Consider the following 17304-nt stretch of genomic DNA (forward strand, 5'->3'; position numbering starts at 1 on the left):
CGCCACCCAATGGGTGGCGCGCCTTCTTTATGGCGTCTGTCGGCGGATTAGCTGCCGGCGACGGTCATCTTTTCGATCAACACCGAACCGGTGCGGATGTTGCTGCGCAGTTCCAGGTCATTACCCACCGCGACAATCTGCTTGAACATGTCACGCATGTTGCCCGCGATGGTCACTTCCTGCACGGCGAACTGGATTTCGCCGTTTTCCACCCAGAAACCCGCCGCACCACGGGAGTAATCACCCGTGACCATATTCAGACCATGGCCCATCAACTCGGTGACCAGCAAGCCACGGCCCATGCGCCGCAACAGCGCCGCCTGGTCTTCATCGCCATGGGTGATGAACAGGTTGTGTACGCCACCGGAGTTGGCGGTGCTTGGCAGGCCGAGTTTGCGACCGGCGTAGGTGCCCAGCACATAGGACACCAGCTCACCGTTCTCGACGAACGGCTTGGCATAGGTGGCCAGGCCATCACCGTCAAACGACGAACTGCCCATGGCGCGCATCAGGTGCGGGCGCTCATCGATGGTCAGCCATTCCGGGAACAGCTTCTGGCCAATCGCACCTTCCAGGAACGACGACTTGCGGTACAGGTTGCCACCGGAAATCGCCCCAAGGAAACTGCCGAACAAACCACCGGCCAGTTCCGCCGAGAACAACACCGGCACTTCACAGGTCGGCACCGGGCGCGCGCCCAGGCGGCTGGCAGCACGCTGCGCGGCACGCTGGCCGATGAGTACCGGGTCCATCAGCAATTCGCCTTGGCGGTTCACGTCGTACCAGTAATCACGCTGCATCTGGCCGTTGGCTTCGGCGATCATCACGCAACTCAGGCTGTGACGCGTCGAGGCATAACCGCCGATAAAACCGTGGCTGTTGCCGTATACGCGGCAACCCTGATGAGTACTCAAGGTGGTGCCATCGGCGTTCTTGATCCGGCTGTCGGCATCGAATGCCGCCGCTTCACAGGTCAAAGCCTGTTCAATAGCCTGTTCCGGGGTGATGTCCCAGGCATGGAACAGGTCAAAATCCTTCAAGTCCCGAGCCATCAGGGCTGCATCAGCCAGGCCGGAGCTTTCATCTTCGGAGGTGTGCTTGGCAATCGCCAGCGCTGCTGCAACAGTTTCGCGAATCGCTTCCGGGCCGCTGGCAGAAGTGCTGGCCGAGCCCTTGCGCTGGCCCACGTACAAGGTGATGCCAAACCCCTGGTCGCGGTTGAATTCGACGGTTTCCACTTCCCGCTGGCGCACCGATGTCGACAACCCCTGCTCCAGGGACACCGCCACTTCACAGGCACTGGCCCCCTGGCGCTTGGCCTCGGCAATGATCTGCTCGACTTGTTCCTGCAGTGCCGGTAACGCTTGCGGACCGACGCTTTGGGCTGCACTCATGGTTTTCTCCACTCAAATTCTGCTTTCGGTTAAGGCCTTCTAGCGACCGGGCCGGACAAGCGGCCCCCGACTGGTTATCATGGCGGCGTTTCTTTGCGGACTGCCACCATGGTTGATTCTTACGACGACTCCCTCGATGGGGAGAAAAGCAAATCTCAGGTCAAACGCGAGCTGCATGCTCTGGTTGACCTCGGCGAGCGCCTTACAACACTCAAGCCTGACTTGTGTGCAAAACTGCCATTGACCGACGCCCTGCGCCGGGCTCTGAACGATGCGCCCAAGCACACCGCGAATATCGCGCGTAAACGGCACCTCATGTTCATCGGCAAACTGATGCGCGACCAGGACACTGACGCCATTCTGACGTTGCTCGATCAACTCGATGCCTCCACTCGCCAGTACAACGAGCGCTTCCATAACCTGGAACGCTGGCGTGATCGCCTGATCGCTGGCGATGACGCGGTACTGGAGAAGTTCGTCATCGAGTACCCGGATGCCGATCGCCAACAATTGCGCTCCCTGATCCGTCAGGCCCAGCACGAACTGGCGCAAAGCAAGCCACCGGCCTCCAGCCGAAAAATCTTCAAATACATCCGTGAGCTGGACGATAGTCAACGCGGCCTGCGCTGACCCTCTTCCCCGGGTGGCGGCCTTCGCCACCCGAAGCTCCCGTTCTTACGACCCCGTGCCACCCACGGTGATCGCATCGATTTTCAAGGTTGGCTGGCCGACACCCACCGGCACCGACTGACCATCCTTGCCGCACGTCCCCACACCGCTGTCCAGCGACAGGTCGTTACCGACCATCGACACCTTGCTCATGGCTTCCGGGCCGTTGCCAATCAACGTTGCACCCTTGACCGGCGCGGTGATCTTGCCGTCTTCGATCAAATACGCCTCGCTGGTGGAGAACACGAACTTGCCGCTGGTGATGTCCACCTGCCCACCACCGAGGTTGGCGCAGTAGATGCCGCGTTTCACCGAGGCGATGATTTCGGCCGGATCGCTTTCGCCGCCGAGCATGTAGGTGTTGGTCATGCGCGGCATCGGCAGGTGCGCGTAGGACTCGCGACGACCGTTACCGGTGCGGGCCACGCCCATCAGGCGCGCGTTGAGCTTGTCTTGCATGTAGCCCTTGAGCACACCGTTTTCGATCAGCGTGGTGCACTCGGTCGGGGTGCCTTCGTCATCGACGCTCAACGAACCGCGACGCCCGGCCAGGGTACCGTCATCGACGATGGTGCAGAGCCTGGACGCAACCATCTCGCCCATGCGCCCGCTGTAGGCGGAACTGCCCTTGCGGTTGAAATCACCTTCCAGGCCGTGGCCCACCGCTTCATGCAGCAGCACGCCGGACCAGCCAGAGCCCAATACCACCGGCAACGTACCTGCCGGGGCCGGAATTGCTTCCAGATTGACCAGGGCCTGGCGCAACGCTTCACGGGCATACCCCATGGCGCGGTCTTCGGTGAGGAAATAACGGTAGTCGGTACGCCCACCGCCGCCATGGCCACCGCGCTCGCGACGGCCATTCTGTTCAACGATCACGCTGACATTGAAGCGCACCAGCGGCCGCACATCCGCCGCCAGGCCGCCATCGGTGGAGGCCACGAGGATGCGTTCCCACACCCCGGCCATGCTTACGGTGACTTGCTGGATACGCGGATCCAGGGCGCGGGTCGCCGCGTCCACACGCTTGAGCAGCTCGACCTTTTCGGCGCGGCTGATCACTTCCAATGGGTTATCCGGGGCATACAGCTGGGCCACGTCCTGGGTGCTGAACGCCTGCACCGTGCCGTTTTGCCCGGCACGGGAGATCGAACGCGCTGCGCGAGCCGCCAGCCCCAGGGCTTCCAGGGTGATGGCGTTGCTGTAGGCAAAGCCGGTTTTTTCACCGGACTGCGCACGCACACCCACGCCTTGGTCGAGGTTGAAGCTGCCTTCCTTGACGATCCCGTCTTCCAGGGCCCAGGACTCGGAAATCTGCCCCTGGAAATATAGGTCCGCAGCGTCGATGCCTGGCCCGGCCAGATCGCCGAGGACCGTTTGCAAGCTTTCGATGGTCACGCCACCAGGCGCCAGGAGGTGTTCACTGACTGAGGACAACAACTCGCTCATAGGTTTGGCCTTAAATTCATCGTTCTGAAGCAGGTCGCTGTGCGCCCTGCGAGAAAAAGCGCCGGTGGCCCGCCACCGGCATACGCGTCCGTATCGACGCCTGTTCGCTGCTATCGCGTTCGGCCAACAACACCGCCTCGCCTTGATCCTGTTGTGCCAGCACGCGCCCCCATGGGTCGATGATCGCTGCATGCCCGAAGGTTTCCCTGGGCCCCGGATGCACGCCACCCTGGGCGGCCGCCAGCAGGTAGCACTGGGTCTCGATGGCACGCGCACGGATCAGCACATCCCAGTGCGCGGCGCCGGTTACCGCTGTAAAGGCCGAGGGCGCGGTGATCAACTCGGCACCCGCAGCGCGCAATTCGCTGTATAGCTCCGGGAAGCGCAAGTCGTAACACACCGTCAGCCCCAGGCGGCCGACCGGCGTATCCGCCACGACCACTTGGCTACCATGAGCATAGTCATCGGATTCACGATAACGACCCCGGGCATCGGCCACATCGACATCGAACAGGTGCAGCTTGTCGTAGCGGGCAACGATTTCGCCCTGATCATCGATCAGCAGCGAGCAGGCATTGGACTTGGCGTTCGGCTGATCCTTTGGGGGCAGCGGCAAAGTGCCGGCCACTATCCATAAGGTGAGGTCGCGGGCGGTCTGTTTCAACCATGGCAGGATCGGACCTTCGCCCAAGGCCTCGGCGCGACCGATATCGGCCACATCGCGACGGCCCATGGCGGCGAAGTTTTCCGGGAGTACCGCAAGCCTTGCACCGCCCGCCGCCGCTTGCTCCAGCAGGCGCCGGGCCTGAGCCAGGTTGGCCAGCACATCGCTTTGGCTGACCATTTGAATTACCGCAAAGGACATGGGCCCACACTCCAGAAAAGGCATGCGGCCATGCTACTCCACAGGTACTCAGTTTGGCTTTTCAAATGGCTTGTCGAAGGTGATTTTCGGGTCCTTCCACGGGCCTTCTACCTTGTACTGTACGCTGGCGAAACGCGAAACACGGTCGCCAATCAGCTTGTCGATCAGGAACAGCGCCCCGCCAATGGCCGGCGCGCCGACGATCAATGCAGCAATCGGCAGGTTGTTGGTGACCGGCAGCGTCACCAGCAACTTGGCATCGACGCGATCAGCCACCAGGTCCAGGGTGCCGTTGATCTCCAGGTTACTCGACGGGCCGGTCATGGTGATCGGCTCACGGGTTACAAACACGCCGTTACTGGCGGCCAGCAAGCCCTTGACCCGGTCATAACTCAAGCCCTTGCCAAGCAAGTCCGAGAAGTCCAGGCGCAGCCGGCGACCGATGGAGTTGAAGTTCAGCAAGCCAAACACCCGCAGGGCCTGCGCACCGCCGTCCACTTCAACAAACTGGCCTTTGCGGAAACTGGCGTCCAGGCTGCCGGAGAAACGCTTGGGACCTACCCAGGCCGGCGAACCCGGCCAGCGGCCGTCCACGTCCACGTGAAAATCTTCGCTGGTCACGCTCGGCGCAAATCCCCAGCCCTTGAGCACGTCGCCAATGTTCTTGCCATCGAGGCGGCCCTTGTACCAACTGCTGCTGGCACCGGGTGCACCTTCCCAACCGCCGGCGCCCTGGAGCACCATGCCCTTGAGCCCCAGGTTCAGGCTGTTGAACGCCATGCCCCTGGTGGTCGGGCGAACTTTCAGAGACCAGGCACCTACCAGGTCCGGGCCCTGGAACAACTGGGCAATCGAGATATCCAGCGCGGGAATATCCTTGGGATCAACATCAGCCAATGGGTCCGGCGCATTTTCATCCGCCTGCACGGTCGGATCCACCGCAGGCAGCTTCACGTACTGCAGGTTGACTGCAATCGGCGCGCCCTTGGCGTCCGGCAACCCCACGGTACCCTTGGCCTGCTGGCTGTCGAACTGCAAGCCCCAGGCAGCGGGTTTGCGGTCCAGCTGCAAGCTGACCTGGTCGAACTGGGTGCCGAAACCGGTCAGCTTGCCGACCTTGAAATCGGCCCCGCTCAACAACTGCTTGGCACTGCCCCCCGGGTCGTTGCCGGCGTAGCGGTCCACGAGCTTTTTCCAGGGGTCGATATCCAGCTCCGACAACACGCCGCGGATTCGCAAGCCCTTGCCGGCCGGCAACACCGCATCGCCATCTCCCAGGAACAGCTCACCCCGGCCGTCGGCGAGATTGTCCGCCGGGGCGGCGAAGGTGAAGCTGCCCAACTCGCCATAATCGAACCAGTAACGGCGCTCCTTACCCTGCAAGGTCATGCGGAACACACTGTCGCGGCCCTGGCTCGCCGGCATACCGAACGGCGCCGGCAGGTCCACGGCCACGCCCTTGAGGTTGGAGCTGACCATCAACTGGCTGTCGGCGCCATCGAGGTTGAGCTGCAATTGGTAGGGGATATCGCCGGACACCGGCAACGGCTGGCTGACCTTCAGCCAGTCAGTCAGCCGCTTGACGGTCACCTGCCCTTTCGCGGTGACGCGGGTGTTGAGGTCGCCTGGCTTGCCATCGGCGAAAATCTGCGCGGTGATCGGTCGGTCGAAGGCCTGGGCGCTGATGTTCTGGCCACTCAGGCCCTTGGCGCTGTCGAAGCGGAAATCACCCTTGAGCTGGCTCAGGTCCAGCGTAGGCTCGGCCAGTTGCAGGCGGGACTTGTCGGTCTTGAAATCCACCACGATCTTGGGATCGGCGCCCTTGGCTAGGGGAATATCCAGGTCCAGCTTGCCTTGCAGGTCGCCCTCGCCTTTCCAGCCAGCGAAGGTCGAGGCGGTGCCGATCGGCGCTTCCTGAAGGATTTTCAGGCCATCGCCCAGGCCACCGGCAAAGTTGCCGGTGAGCAGCAGGTGGCTGTCCTTGCCTTCGGGGGCGTGGGGAATGTTGACGTAGATATCATTGACCTTGGTGTCGAGCAACTGGCCCTTGCTGGCCAGGATGCGCACGCCGCTTTCCTCGACAAACACTTCACCCTTGACCTTGCTCACGTGCGGCCAGCCCGGCTGGAATGCCAGCTCGGCATCATGCACCTTGAAGAACAGGCTGATATTGCGCGAGGCAGGCAGTGCGTCGTGGTTCAGCGAGCCTTGGTACTGGAAGAAGCCCTCGTCCACTGCACCCTTGAGAATCGCAGTGCGCAGCCACTCATCGAGTGCCGGGCTCAACACCGCCGGCAGGTATTTGGGGGTGAAGCGGCCATCGCCGTCGACCATACCGACCCGCAGGTCCATGTAGTCTTCCTGGCTATGGTCGAAATGCAGGCGAATCAGGAAGTCGGCGGCGACCTTGCCCTCCTCGCCCAGCACCTTGATATACGGCGCGATCAGGGTGAAGCCTTGCTTGTCGAGCTTCCACGTCAGGCGGGCGTTGGCCTGGATGTACTGCCAGGGCTTGGCGAAGATCGGAAACAGGTGCAAGGAGAAATCCTTGCTGTCCATGCGCAGCTCACCCTTGCCCAGGTCACCGCTGATGCTGCCGCTGACATTGCGGGCGGCCGGTGCGCCGAAGTAAGCGTCGAAACCAATACGGTCGAGGTTGGCCGCGAAGCTCACGCGCTGGTCGGTGGTGTCTTGAGGCCGATAATCCAGCAACACGTTCCGCAGCGTGCCGGTGGCCTTCAGATGATCCAGGGTGGTGGCCACGGCTTCCGGCAAGGGTGCCAAGGCGTGCAGCAATGGCGTGATCGGCGTCAGGTCGAGGCGATCGGCCTGCAGGTTCCAGACTTCCTGGGCCTTGTCGGTGGCCAGGGTTTGCTGCAGTTGCAGGCGCGATTCCCAGCGGGTGTCGCCGAGGTTCATTGCGAGCGAGTCAAACAGCACCTTGAGGCCGCTGTCACTGCGTTGCAGGTACGCAGTGAGGGCCAGGTTCTCGATGTGCGTCGGCTTGCGATCGGCATAGCTGCCCTTGAGCTGCGGGGCGTTGAGGCGCACGGCGGCGCTTTGCACGGTGCCCTTGGCCCAGGTCAGCCAGAATTCGCCGCCGGCCTTGAGTTCGGTAAGTTTCCATTGCTGGATCAGTTTTGCCGGGATCCATTTTGCCCAGTCACTCTGGGGCAAGCTCAGGTAAGCCTCGGCTTCGCCGTCTTTCCACTGGCTGGCGCGGATTCGGGTGCGCAGGTTCAACGCCAGGGGCTGGCCGTCGGGCAGGGTCAGGCGCACGTCCAGGCGCTGGCGGTTGGCGCCGGTCTGCAGGCTCACGCCGACATAGGTCAAGGTCAGCGGAGCCTGGTCGAACGGCTGCAGCGTCACCTGGCTGTCGAGCAATGAAACCTGCCCGACCATTTGCAGGCGCGTCAGCAGTTGTTCGGGATCCAGCGGCTGGTCATCCTGCACCGGCAGGCCTTGCAGCGCCCAGTGGCCGTCCTGGTCTTCCTTCACGCTGACTTGCAGGCCGCTGACTTCCAGGTGGGCAATGCGCACTTCACGCGCCAGCAGGCTGGCCCAGATATCCGGCACCACTTGCACCTGGTCCAGGCGCAGGGCGCTGCTGCCCTCGCCGACCATCACGTCGTGAGCCAACAATACCGGCGCGAAGCCACTCCAGCGCCCTTCCAGGCTGCCGATGTTCACGGGCATATCCAGCGCAGTACGCGCCTTGGCCTCGATTTCGCCACGGTATTCCGCCACCAACGGCGTCAATTCACGGCCCAGGCTCACGTACACCGCCGCCAATACCAGCAGCAAGGCGCACAGGCCGAGGCCCCAGCGGGTCAATGCGGCAAAAAAGCGTATCAGACGCTCCATGTCAGGCGACCCTCAAAGGCAATAGTCGGACGGCAGATCAAGGCCTGCCCGTCTCGTTGATAAGAACTAACGCGAATCAGAGCAGCACCACGTCATATTGTTCCTGGGAATACATGGTTTCGACCTGGAAGCGAATGGTGCGCCCGATAAAACCCTCCAGCTCGGCTACGTTGCCGGATTCTTCATCCAGCAAACGGTCGACCACCTTCTGGTTAGCCAGAACTCTATAGCCCTCGGCCTGGTAGGCGCGTGCCTCCCGTAAGATTTCCCGGAAAATCTCGTAGCAAACCGTTTCCGGGGTCTTCAACTTACCGCGCCCCTGGCAACTGCTGCACGGCTCGCACAGCACTTGCTCCAGGCTTTCGCGGGTGCGCTTGCGGGTCATCTGCACCAGGCCCAGCTCGGTGATGCCGATGATGTTGGTCTTGGCGTGATCGCGCTCCAGTTGCTTCTCCAGGGTACGCAGCACCTGGCGCTGGTGCTCTTCGTCTTCCATGTCGATGAAGTCGATGATGATGATCCCGCCCAGGTTGCGCAGGCGCAGCTGGCGGGCGATCGCGGTGGCCGCTTCGAGGTTGGTCTTGAAGATGGTTTCTTCGAGATTGCGATGGCCCACAAAGGCACCGGTATTCACGTCGATAGTGCTCATGGCTTCCGCCGGGTCCACTACCAGGTAACCGCCGGACTTGAGCGGCACTTTGCGCTCAAGGGCTTTCTGGATTTCGTCTTCGACGCCATACAGGTCGAAAATCGGCCGCTCGCCCGGGTAATGCTCCAGGCGATCGGCGATTTCCGGCATCAGCTCGGCAACAAATTGCGTAGTGCGCTGGAAGGTTTCCCGCGAGTCGATGCGAATTTTCTCGATCTTCGGGCTGACCAGGTCGCGCAAGGTGCGCAGGGCCAGGCCGAGATCTTCGTAGATCACGCTGGGGGCGCCAATGGTCTTGATCTGCGCGCCGATCTGGTCCCAGAGGCGGCGCAGGTAGCGGATGTCCATGAGGATTTCATCGGCACCGGCACCTTCTGCGGCAGTACGCAGGATAAAGCCGCCGGCCTCCTTGATACCTTCCAGCGCCACGCAGTCACTGACCACCTTTTTCAGGCGCTCGCGCTCGGCTTCGTCTTCGATTTTCAGGGAAATACCGACGTGGGCCGTGCGCGGCATGTACACCAGGTAGCGCGAAGGAATCGACAGTTGCGTGGTCAGGCGTGCGCCCTTTGAGCCAATCGGATCCTTGGTGACTTGCACCACCAGGCTCTGCCCTTCGTGCACCAGGGCGCTGATGCTTTCGACCGCCGGGCCTTCGCGCAGGGAGATTTCCGAAGCATGGATAAACGCAGCGCGGTCCAGGCCGATGTCGACGAACGCCGCTTGCATCCCCGGTAACACACGCACGACCTTGCCTTTATAAATATTGCCGACGATCCCGCGCTTTTGGGTGCGCTCGACGTGCACTTCTTGCAGAACACCGTTCTCTACCACCGCCACGCGTGATTCCATCGGCGTGATATTGATCAGAATCTCTTCACTCATGGCTGGGTCTCGTTCAGGCGTTTTCACAATAGTGACCGATCGCTTAAGGCTTGGCGCTGGAATAAGGCGTTTAGCGCACGGTAAGGTTTTGCCAACAGGGTATGCCGAATTGGCCCAGCAGTTCTGCGGTTTCGCAGACCGGCAGGCCAACGACGGCAGAGTAGCTGCCATTGAGTCCGGCGACGAACACCGCCGCCAAGCCTTGGATAGCATAGCCGCCCGCTTTGTCCTGGGGCTCGCCGCTGTGCCAATAAGTGGTGGCTTCGTCCGCTGAAATCCTGCGAAAGCGCACACGACTGCTGACCAGCTGCGTTTCGCAACGCGGGCCGTCAATCAGGGCAATGGCCGTCAAGACTTCGTGTTCACGCTCGGAAAGGGCCAGCAACATGGCCAGGGCGTCGGCTTGATCCACGGGTTTACCGAGGATCCGGCCGTCGAGGATCACGGCTGTGTCCGCGCCCAGCACACAGGCGCCGGTGGCATCGGCCAAGGTCGCTCGACCGGCCGCAGCCTTGCCGCGCGCCAGGCGTTCTACGTAGGACGCGGGCGATTCATTTGTAAGGGGAGTTTCATCAATGGCGGCGCTGACGACGGTGAACGGCACGCCGATCTGTGTCAGCAGCTCACGCCGCCTCGGGGAGCCCGAGGCCAGATAAAGCGAATTCATGCAGACTCTCCCTGTAGGGTTCGATAACCAGGCAGAGCCTCGCGATCCATTCAATTGATTTTATAGCGACGACGCAATCCACGCAGGCCAAAACTGACCCAGGGCCACAACAGCGCGCTGACCAGCGCGGGCAACACCAGCGCCAGGGTCGGTTGGCGGTTGCCGGTCAAGGCGCTGAGCCACAGCTGTACCAACTGCGCCAGGCCGAAGATCACCAGGATCACCAGGCACTGTTGCCACATCGGGAACATCCGCAGGCGCTGCTGCAATGACAGCACCAGGAAGGTAATCAGGGTCAGGATCAACGCGTTCTGCCCGAGCAGGGTGCCGTAGAGCACATCCTCCATCAGCCCCAGGCACATGGCCGTGACCATCCCGACCTTGTGCGGCAGCGCCAGGGCCCAGAACGCCAGCAGCAAGGCGAGCCACAGCGGGCGCAGGATCTCCATGAATTGCGGCAGCGGCGAAACGCTGAGCAGCAAGCCGATGGCAAAGGTCAGCCAGACGATCCAGCCGTTACGCGAATGAGTACCGGCCATTATTCTTCCCTCTGCCGAGTGGTTGCCGGGGCCGCGGCCGGTGGTTTGGCGGCGGCGGGCGGTTTGGCAGCGGCAGGTGTTGCAGCCGCAGGCTTGGCCGGACGCGCGCTATGGGCCACAGGCTTGACCGGTGTCGCAACCGGCGCGGCTGGCGTTGCCGGAGCGGCTGCCGGGGCAGCAGGTGCCGCCGGTTTTGGCACGGTGGCCGGAATGATCGGCGCGGTGCCGTTTTGCTTGTCTTCCGCTTCCTGGGCCTGGGCGGCTTCGTTGGCACGCTCTTCCGGGGTGCGGTTGTCACTGAACACCAGCAAGAGGTAACGGCTGCGGTTCAATGCGGCGGTCGGCACGGCACGCACAATGGCGAACGGCTGGCCGGAATCGTGGATCACTTCCTTGACCGTCGCGACCGGGTAGCCTGCCGGGAACCGCTGACCCAGGCCGGAGCTGACCAGCAGGTCGCCTTCCTTGATGTCGGCGGTGTCTGCGACGTGACGCAACTCCAGGCGTTCCGGGTTACCGGTACCGCTGGCAATCGCCCGCAGGCCGTTGCGGTTTACTTGCACCGGGATGCTGTGGGTGGTGTCGGTCAGCAACAGCACGCGGGAGGTATAAGGCATCAACTCCACCACCTGGCCCATCAAGCCACGGGCATCGAGCACCGGTTGGCCAAGGACTACGCCGTCACGCTCACCCTTGTTGATGATGATGCGATGGGTGAAGGGGTTCGGATCCATACCGATCAACTCGGCCACTTCGACCTTCTCATTGACCAGCGCAGAGGAATTGAGCAACTCGCGCAGCCGAACGTTCTGCTCGGTGAGGGCCGCGAGCTTTTGCATGCGCCCCTGCAGCAGCAGGTTTTCGGTCTTGAGTTTTTCGTTCTCCGCCACCAGTTCGGTGCGGCTGCCAAATTGACTGGCGACACCCTGATAGAGACGCTGCGGCAGGTCAGTGATCCAGTACGTCTGCATCAGGACCAGCGACATCTGGCTACGCACTGGCTTGAGCAGTGTGAAGCGGGCATCGACCACCATCAGCGCAACCGATAGCACGACCAGCACCAACAGGCGCACGCCCAATGAGGGGCCTTTGGAAAAAAGCGGTTTAATAAGCCGCTCCTCCCAGGCAAATGTTTTCTTTATTCATACGGCATCAAACCGGCCTGGATGCAGATTGAAGAAGATAAACGCCAACAGGCAGCACTGCAAAGTGCTGCCTGTGAGCGAAACATGGGCAAACCAGCAAATTCTTATTCGCTGGAGAGCAGGTCCATGGTGTGTTTATCCATCATTTCCAGTGCACGGCCACCGCCGCGGGCGACGCAGGTCAACGGGTCTTCAGCGACGATCACTGGCAAACCGGTTTCCTGGGCCAGCAACTTGTCGAGGTCGCGCAGCAAGGCGCCACCACCGGTCAGTACCAGGCCACGCTCGGCGATATCGGAAGCCAGTTCCGGAGGCGATTGCTCCAGGGCGCTCTTCACCGCCTGAACGATGGTGGCCAGGGACTCTTGCAGAGCTTCCAGCACTTCATTGGAGTTCAGGGTGAAGGCACGTGGAACGCCTTCGGCCAGGTTGCGACCGCGAACATCGACTTCGCGAACTTCGCCGCCCGGGTAAGCGGTACCGATTTCCTGCTTGATGCGCTCGGCGGTGGATTCGCCGATCAGGCTGCCGTAGTTGCGACGCACGTAGGTGATGATCGCTTCGTCGAAGCGGTCGCCGCCAACCCGTACGGATTCGGCATACACCACACCATTGAGGGAGATCAGGGCGATTTCAGTGGTACCACCACCGATATCCACCACCATCGAACCGCGCGCTTCTTCAACCGGCAGGCCGGCACCGATCGCAGCGGCCATTGGCTCTTCAATCAGGAACACTTCACGGGCACCGGCGCCAAGGGCCGACTCACGGATGGCACGACGTTCCACCTGGGTGGATTTGCACGGAACGCAGATCAGCACACGAGGGCTGGGCTGCAGGAAACTGTTTTCGTGAACTTTGTTGATGAAGTACTGCAGCATCTTTTCGCAGACACTGAAGTCAGCAATCACGCCATCCTTCATCGGACGAATGGCAGCAATGTTGCCCGGTGTTCGGCCCAACATGCGCTTGGCCTCGGTGCCAACGGCAACGACACTTTTCTGATTACCATGGGTCCGAATGGCCACAACCGATGGCTCATTCAGGACGATACCGCGCTCGCGCACGTAAATAAGGGTGTTGGCAGTGCCCAGGTCGATGGAAAGATCGCTGGAAAACATGCCACGCAGTTTCTTGAACATGGGAAAGGGACCCTAGGCAACGCGTGGGTAAAAAAGTGCGGCAAACTCTAACAACGACAGGGATTTTGGGCAAGGCGCCAATGTGCTAAATTGGCCGACTTTCTGTGCACCAACCCCCACAATCGCGGCCATATGACCGTAGAAATGCGGTAGTGTTCCTACAATCTAACACACGGATAGCTTCCGTTCTGTTTTCCACTGGAGAATCCCATGGCGCTTGAACGCTCCGACGTGGAAAAAATCGCTCATTTGGCCTGCCTGGGCCTCAATGAAGCCGATCTTCCACAGACCACCGCAGCCCTGAACAGCATTCTCGGGCTGGTCGACCAAATGCAAGCCGTGAATACCGACGGCATCGAGCCCCTGGCTCACCCGCTGGAAGCCAGCCAGCGCCTGCGCGCCGACGTCGTGACCGAGCGCAATAATCGCGAGGCTTACCAGTCCATCGCGCCAGCGGTCGAAAACGGCCTGTACCTGGTTCCGAAAGTCATCGACTAAAGGGAAAGAGCCTGCAATGCATCAATTGACTCTGGCCGAGATCGCCCGCGGTCTCGCCGACAAAAAGTTTTCTTCCGAAGAGCTGACCACGACCCTGCTGGCGCGTATCGCCGAGCTGGACCCTAAGGTCAACAGCTTCATCAGCATCACCGAAGAGCTGGCCCTGAGCCAGGCCAAGGCCGCCGACACACGTCGCGCCAACGGTGAGAACGGCGCCCTGTTGGGTGCGCCGATTGCCCACAAGGACCTGTTCTGCACCCAGGGCATTCGCACCAGCTGCGGCTCGAAGATGCTCGACAATTTCAAGGCGCCCTACGACGCCACTGTGGTCGCCAAGCTGGCCGCTGCCGGGGCCGTGACCCTGGGCAAGACCAACATGGACGAATTCGCCATGGGCTCGGCCAACGAGTCGAGCCACTACGGCGCGGTGAAAAACCCGTGGAACCTCGAGCACGTGCCCGGTGGTTCGTCCGGTGGTTCGGCAGCCGCGGTTGCCGCTCGTCTGTTACCTGCCGCCACGGCCACCGACACTGGCGGCTCGATCCGCCAACCGGCCGCTTTCACCAACCTCACCGGTCTGAAACCGACCTACGGTCGCGTTTCCCGCTGGGGCATGATTGCCTACGCCTCCAGTCTCGACCAGGGCGGCCCCCTGGCACGCACCGCTGAAGACTGCGCAATTTTGTTACAAGGCATGGCAGGCTTCGATCCGCAGGACTCCACCAGCATTGATGAACCCGTGCCGGACTACAGCGCCAGCCTGAATACCTCGATCAAAGGCCTGCGCATCGGCGTGCCGAAAGAGTATTTCAGCGCCGGCCTCGACCCGCGCATCGCCGAACTGGTGCACAACAGCGTCAAGGAGCTGGAAAAGCTCGGCGCCGTGATCAAGGAAATCAGCCTGCCGAACAACCAGCACGCGATTCCGGCCTACTACGTGATCGCCCCGGCAGAAGCGTCCTCCAACCTGTCGCGGTTCGACGGCGTGCGCTTCGGCTACCGCTGCGAAAACCCGAAAGACCTCACCGACCTGTACAAGCGCTCCCGTGGCGAAGGTTTCGGCGCGGAAGTACAACGCCGGATCATGGTCGGTGCCTACGCCCTGTCGGCCGGCTACTACGACGCGTACTACCTCAAGGCGCAAAAGATCCGTCGCCTGATCAAGAACGACTTCATGGCTGCCTTTAATGAAGTCGACGTGATCCTCGGCCCAACCACGCCGAACCCGGCCTGGAAGATCGGCGCCAAGACCGGCGACCCGATCGCCGAGTACCTGGAAGACCTGTACACCATCACCGCCAACCTCGCCGGTCTGCCGGGCTTGTCCATGCCTGCAGGTTTCGTCGATGGCTTGCCGGTGGGCGTGCAACTGCTCGCCCCGTATTTCCAGGAAGGCCGCCTGCTCAATGTGGCGCACCAGTACCAGTTGAACACTGACTGGCACACTCGCACCCCTACCGGCTTCTGAGGAGAACACTATGCAATGGGAAGTCGTGATCGGGCTGGAGATTCATACCCAGCTCGCCACCCAATCGAAGATTTTCTCCGGTAGCGCCACCACGTTCGGCGCAGAACCCAACACCCAGGCCAGCCTGGTAGACCTGGGCATGCCCGGCGTGCTGCCGGTGCTGAACCAGGAAGCGGTGCGCATGGCGGTGATGTTCGGCCTCGCCATCGATGCCGAGATCGGCCAGCACAACGTGTTCGCCCGCAAGAACTACTTCTACCCGGACCTGCCCAAGGGCTACCAGATCAGCCAGATGGAATTGCCGATCGTCGGCAAGGGCTACCTGGACATCCCGCTGGAAGACGGCACCATCAAACGTGTCGGCGTGACCCGTGCGCACCTGGAAGAAGATGCCGGCAAGAGCCTGCATGAAGAATTCAACGGCGCCACCGGCATCGACCTGAACCGCGCCGGCACCCCGCTGCTGGAGATCGTTTCCGAGCCGGACATGCGCAGCGCCAAGGAAGCCGTGGCCTACGTCAAGACGATCCACGCGCTGGTGCGTTACCTCGGGATCTGCGACGGCAACATGGCCGAAGGCTCCCTGCGTTGCGACTGCAACGTGTCGGTGCGGCCAAAAGGCCAGGCCGAGTACGGCACCCGCTGCGAGATCAAGAACGTCAACTCGTTCCGTTTCATCGAGAAGGCGATCAACACCGAAGTACGTCGCCAGATCGAGCTGATCGAAGACGGCGGCAAGGTGATCCAGCAGACCCGCCTGTACGACCCGAACAAAGACGAAACCCGCGCCATGCGCAGCAAGGAGGAAGCCAACGACTACCGTTACTTCCCCGATCCGGACCTGTTGCCGGTGGTCATCGAGGACTCGTTCCTGGCTGACGTGCGCGCCACGCTGCCGGAACTGCCACCGCAGAAACGCGAGCGTTTCCAGGCGCAGTTCGGGCTTTCGGTGTATGACGCAAGCGTGCTGGCGTCGAGCCGCGAGCAAGCCAACTACTTCGAAAAAGTCGTGAGCATTGCCGGCGACGCCAAACTGGCGGCCAACTGGGTGATGGTTGAGCTGGGCAGCCTGTTGAACAAACAGGGCCTGGAAATCGACGAAGCACCGGTGTCGGCAGAACAGTTGGGCGGCATGTTGCTGCGGATCAAGGACAACACCATCTCCGGCAAAATCGCCAAGACCGTGTTTGAAGCCATGGCCGCCGGCGAAGGCAACGCTGACGAGATCATCGAAAAGCGCGGCCTGAAGCAAGTCACCGACAGCGGCGCGATTTCGGCCGTGCTCGACGAGATGCTGGCAGCCAATGCCGAGCAGGTTGAACAATACCGTGCGGCGGATGAAGCCAAGCGGGGCAAGATGTTCGGCTTCTTTGTCGGCCAGGCGATGAAAGCCTCCAAAGGCAAGGCCAACCCGCAACAGGTCAACGAACTGCTGAAAAGCAAACTCGAAGGCTAAACGCGGTGAAATGGTCGGAGCAGGACCTCACGTCCAACTCTGACCCCTTGTGGGAGCGGGCTTGTGTGGGAGCGGGCTTGCTCGCGAAAGCGGTGGATCAGTCAGCCTATTCGTTGCCTGACACACTGCATTCGCGAGCAAGCCCGCTCCCACCCAAGCCCGCTCCCACATCTGTAAGGGGGAAACCTTGAAAATGAAGCGTCTACTCGGCCTGTTGGCCCTGTTCTCTCTGCTCGCCGGCTGCGCCAGCGGCCTCATCGACCCCAACGGCTATGACGAAACCGGCTCCGCGTCCTACTACGGCGCCAAACACCACGGCAACCGCACTGCCAGCGGTGAACCGTTCAACCAGAATGCCCTGACCGCCGCCCATCGTCGCCTGCCCTTCGGCACGCAGGTGAAGGTCACCAATCTCGACAACAACAAAAGCGTCGTTGTCCGCATCAATGATCGCGGCCCGCATACCCGTGGGCGCCTGATCGACCTTTCACGCAAGGCCGCCGAACAGATCGGTATGATCGGCAGCGGCACCGCGCGCGTTCGCGTGCAAGCCCTCAGCAACTGACCGACGGAGCCCAGGCCATTTCCGCATTAACCGCCCTCTCGCCCTTTAG

The 17304-nt window shown here is 61.7% G+C and carries 14 protein-coding genes; 5 read left to right on the plus strand and 9 right to left on the minus strand.

Features of this window, described 5'->3' with window-relative positions; translation table 11 throughout:
- Positions 1 to 47: 47 nt before the first annotated feature.
- Complete coding sequence (gene pmbA / locus A462_RS09565; RefSeq protein WP_003216094.1) at positions 48 to 1394, minus strand: metalloprotease PmbA; 1347 nt, start codon at positions 1392 to 1394, stop codon at positions 48 to 50.
- A gap of 108 nt (positions 1395 to 1502) precedes the next feature.
- Here pmbA and yjgA point away from each other — a divergent pair, with 108 nt between their 5' ends.
- On the plus strand, positions 1503 to 2024 hold the full coding sequence (gene yjgA, locus A462_RS09560; RefSeq protein WP_003216092.1) for a ribosome biogenesis factor YjgA: 522 nt from the start codon (positions 1503 to 1505) through the stop codon (positions 2022 to 2024).
- A 45-nt stretch (positions 2025 to 2069) separates the two neighbouring features.
- Here yjgA and tldD read toward each other — a convergent pair whose 3' ends face one another.
- The 8 genes from tldD to mreB form a co-directional block, all read right to left on the minus strand.
- Positions 2070 to 3512, minus strand: a complete 1443-nt coding sequence (gene tldD, locus A462_RS09555; protein ID WP_003216090.1) for a metalloprotease TldD — start codon at positions 3510 to 3512, stop codon at positions 2070 to 2072.
- Positions 3513 to 3528: 16 nt separating this feature from the next.
- Positions 3529 to 4377: a carbon-nitrogen hydrolase family protein gene (locus tag A462_RS09550; RefSeq protein ID WP_008437218.1), complete on the minus strand. Its 849-nt coding sequence runs from the start codon at positions 4375 to 4377 to the stop codon at positions 3529 to 3531.
- 48 nt (positions 4378 to 4425) lie between these two features.
- Positions 4426 to 8241, minus strand: coding sequence for a YhdP family protein (locus A462_RS09545; protein WP_008437219.1), 3816 nt, complete (start codon positions 8239 to 8241; stop codon positions 4426 to 4428).
- A gap of 76 nt (positions 8242 to 8317) precedes the next feature.
- Positions 8318 to 9775, minus strand: coding sequence for a ribonuclease G (gene rng, locus A462_RS09540; RefSeq protein WP_003216085.1), 1458 nt, complete (start codon positions 9773 to 9775; stop codon positions 8318 to 8320).
- 70 nt (positions 9776 to 9845) lie between these two features.
- Positions 9846 to 10442, minus strand: coding sequence for a Maf family protein (locus A462_RS09535; RefSeq protein WP_008437228.1), 597 nt, complete (start codon positions 10440 to 10442; stop codon positions 9846 to 9848).
- Between the two features lie 50 nt (positions 10443 to 10492).
- Positions 10493 to 10981, minus strand: coding sequence for a rod shape-determining protein MreD (mreD, locus tag A462_RS09530; protein ID WP_003216081.1), 489 nt, complete (start codon positions 10979 to 10981; stop codon positions 10493 to 10495).
- The gene (mreC, locus tag A462_RS09525; RefSeq protein ID WP_080673268.1) at positions 10981 to 12090 is read right to left on the minus strand and encodes a rod shape-determining protein MreC; all 1110 of its coding nucleotides are present in this window, start codon (positions 12088 to 12090) and stop codon (positions 10981 to 10983) included. Before mreC ends, mreD begins: the two co-directional genes overlap by 1 nt.
- A gap of 140 nt (positions 12091 to 12230) precedes the next feature.
- Complete coding sequence (mreB, locus tag A462_RS09520) at positions 12231 to 13268, minus strand: rod shape-determining protein MreB (RefSeq protein ID WP_002555108.1); 1038 nt, start codon at positions 13266 to 13268, stop codon at positions 12231 to 12233.
- A 210-nt stretch (positions 13269 to 13478) separates the two neighbouring features.
- Here mreB and gatC point away from each other — a divergent pair, with 210 nt between their 5' ends.
- From gatC to A462_RS09500, 4 genes are all read left to right on the plus strand, one after another.
- The gene (gene gatC, locus A462_RS09515) at positions 13479 to 13766 is read left to right on the plus strand and encodes an Asp-tRNA(Asn)/Glu-tRNA(Gln) amidotransferase subunit GatC (RefSeq protein ID WP_003216077.1); all 288 of its coding nucleotides are present in this window, start codon (positions 13479 to 13481) and stop codon (positions 13764 to 13766) included.
- Between the two features lie 16 nt (positions 13767 to 13782).
- On the plus strand, positions 13783 to 15234 hold the full coding sequence (gene gatA / locus A462_RS09510; protein ID WP_008437245.1) for an Asp-tRNA(Asn)/Glu-tRNA(Gln) amidotransferase subunit GatA: 1452 nt from the start codon (positions 13783 to 13785) through the stop codon (positions 15232 to 15234).
- Positions 15235 to 15244: 10 nt separating this feature from the next.
- On the plus strand, positions 15245 to 16690 hold the full coding sequence (gene gatB / locus A462_RS09505; RefSeq protein ID WP_003216073.1) for an Asp-tRNA(Asn)/Glu-tRNA(Gln) amidotransferase subunit GatB: 1446 nt from the start codon (positions 15245 to 15247) through the stop codon (positions 16688 to 16690).
- Between the two features lie 193 nt (positions 16691 to 16883).
- Positions 16884 to 17255, plus strand: a complete 372-nt coding sequence (locus tag A462_RS09500) for a septal ring lytic transglycosylase RlpA family protein (protein WP_003216071.1) — start codon at positions 16884 to 16886, stop codon at positions 17253 to 17255.
- Positions 17256 to 17304: the final 49 nt, after the last annotated feature.

The sequence above is a fragment of the Pseudomonas sp. Ag1 genome (genome assembly GCF_000278565.1).
Lineage (GTDB): Bacteria > Pseudomonadota > Gammaproteobacteria > Pseudomonadales > Pseudomonadaceae > Aquipseudomonas.

Excerpts from the sequence above, each read along its gene's own strand:
- gatA (WP_008437245.1), top strand. The coding sequence starts at position 13,783 with ATGCATCAATTGACTCTGGCCGAGATCGCCCGCGGTCTCGCCGACAAA.
- A462_RS09550 (WP_008437218.1), bottom strand. The coding sequence starts at position 4,377 with ATGTCCTTTGCGGTAATTCAAATGGTCAGCCAAAGCGATGTGCTGGCC.
- gatC (WP_003216077.1), top strand. The coding sequence starts at position 13,479 with ATGGCGCTTGAACGCTCCGACGTGGAAAAAATCGCTCATTTGGCCTGC.
- pmbA (WP_003216094.1), bottom strand. The coding sequence starts at position 1,394 with ATGAGTGCAGCCCAAAGCGTCGGTCCGCAAGCGTTACCGGCACTGCAG.
- tldD (WP_003216090.1), bottom strand. The coding sequence starts at position 3,512 with ATGAGCGAGTTGTTGTCCTCAGTCAGTGAACACCTCCTGGCGCCTGGT.
- mreD (WP_003216081.1), bottom strand. The coding sequence starts at position 10,981 with ATGGCCGGTACTCATTCGCGTAACGGCTGGATCGTCTGGCTGACCTTT.
- rng (WP_003216085.1), bottom strand. The coding sequence starts at position 9,775 with ATGAGTGAAGAGATTCTGATCAATATCACGCCGATGGAATCACGCGTG.
- mreB (WP_002555108.1), bottom strand. The coding sequence starts at position 13,268 with ATGTTCAAGAAACTGCGTGGCATGTTTTCCAGCGATCTTTCCATCGAC.
- A462_RS09545 (WP_008437219.1), bottom strand. The coding sequence starts at position 8,241 with ATGGAGCGTCTGATACGCTTTTTTGCCGCATTGACCCGCTGGGGCCTC.
- gatB (WP_003216073.1), top strand. The coding sequence starts at position 15,245 with ATGCAATGGGAAGTCGTGATCGGGCTGGAGATTCATACCCAGCTCGCC.
- A462_RS09535 (WP_008437228.1), bottom strand. The coding sequence starts at position 10,442 with ATGAATTCGCTTTATCTGGCCTCGGGCTCCCCGAGGCGGCGTGAGCTG.
- yjgA (WP_003216092.1), top strand. The coding sequence starts at position 1,503 with ATGGTTGATTCTTACGACGACTCCCTCGATGGGGAGAAAAGCAAATCT.
- A462_RS09500 (WP_003216071.1), top strand. The coding sequence starts at position 16,884 with ATGAAGCGTCTACTCGGCCTGTTGGCCCTGTTCTCTCTGCTCGCCGGC.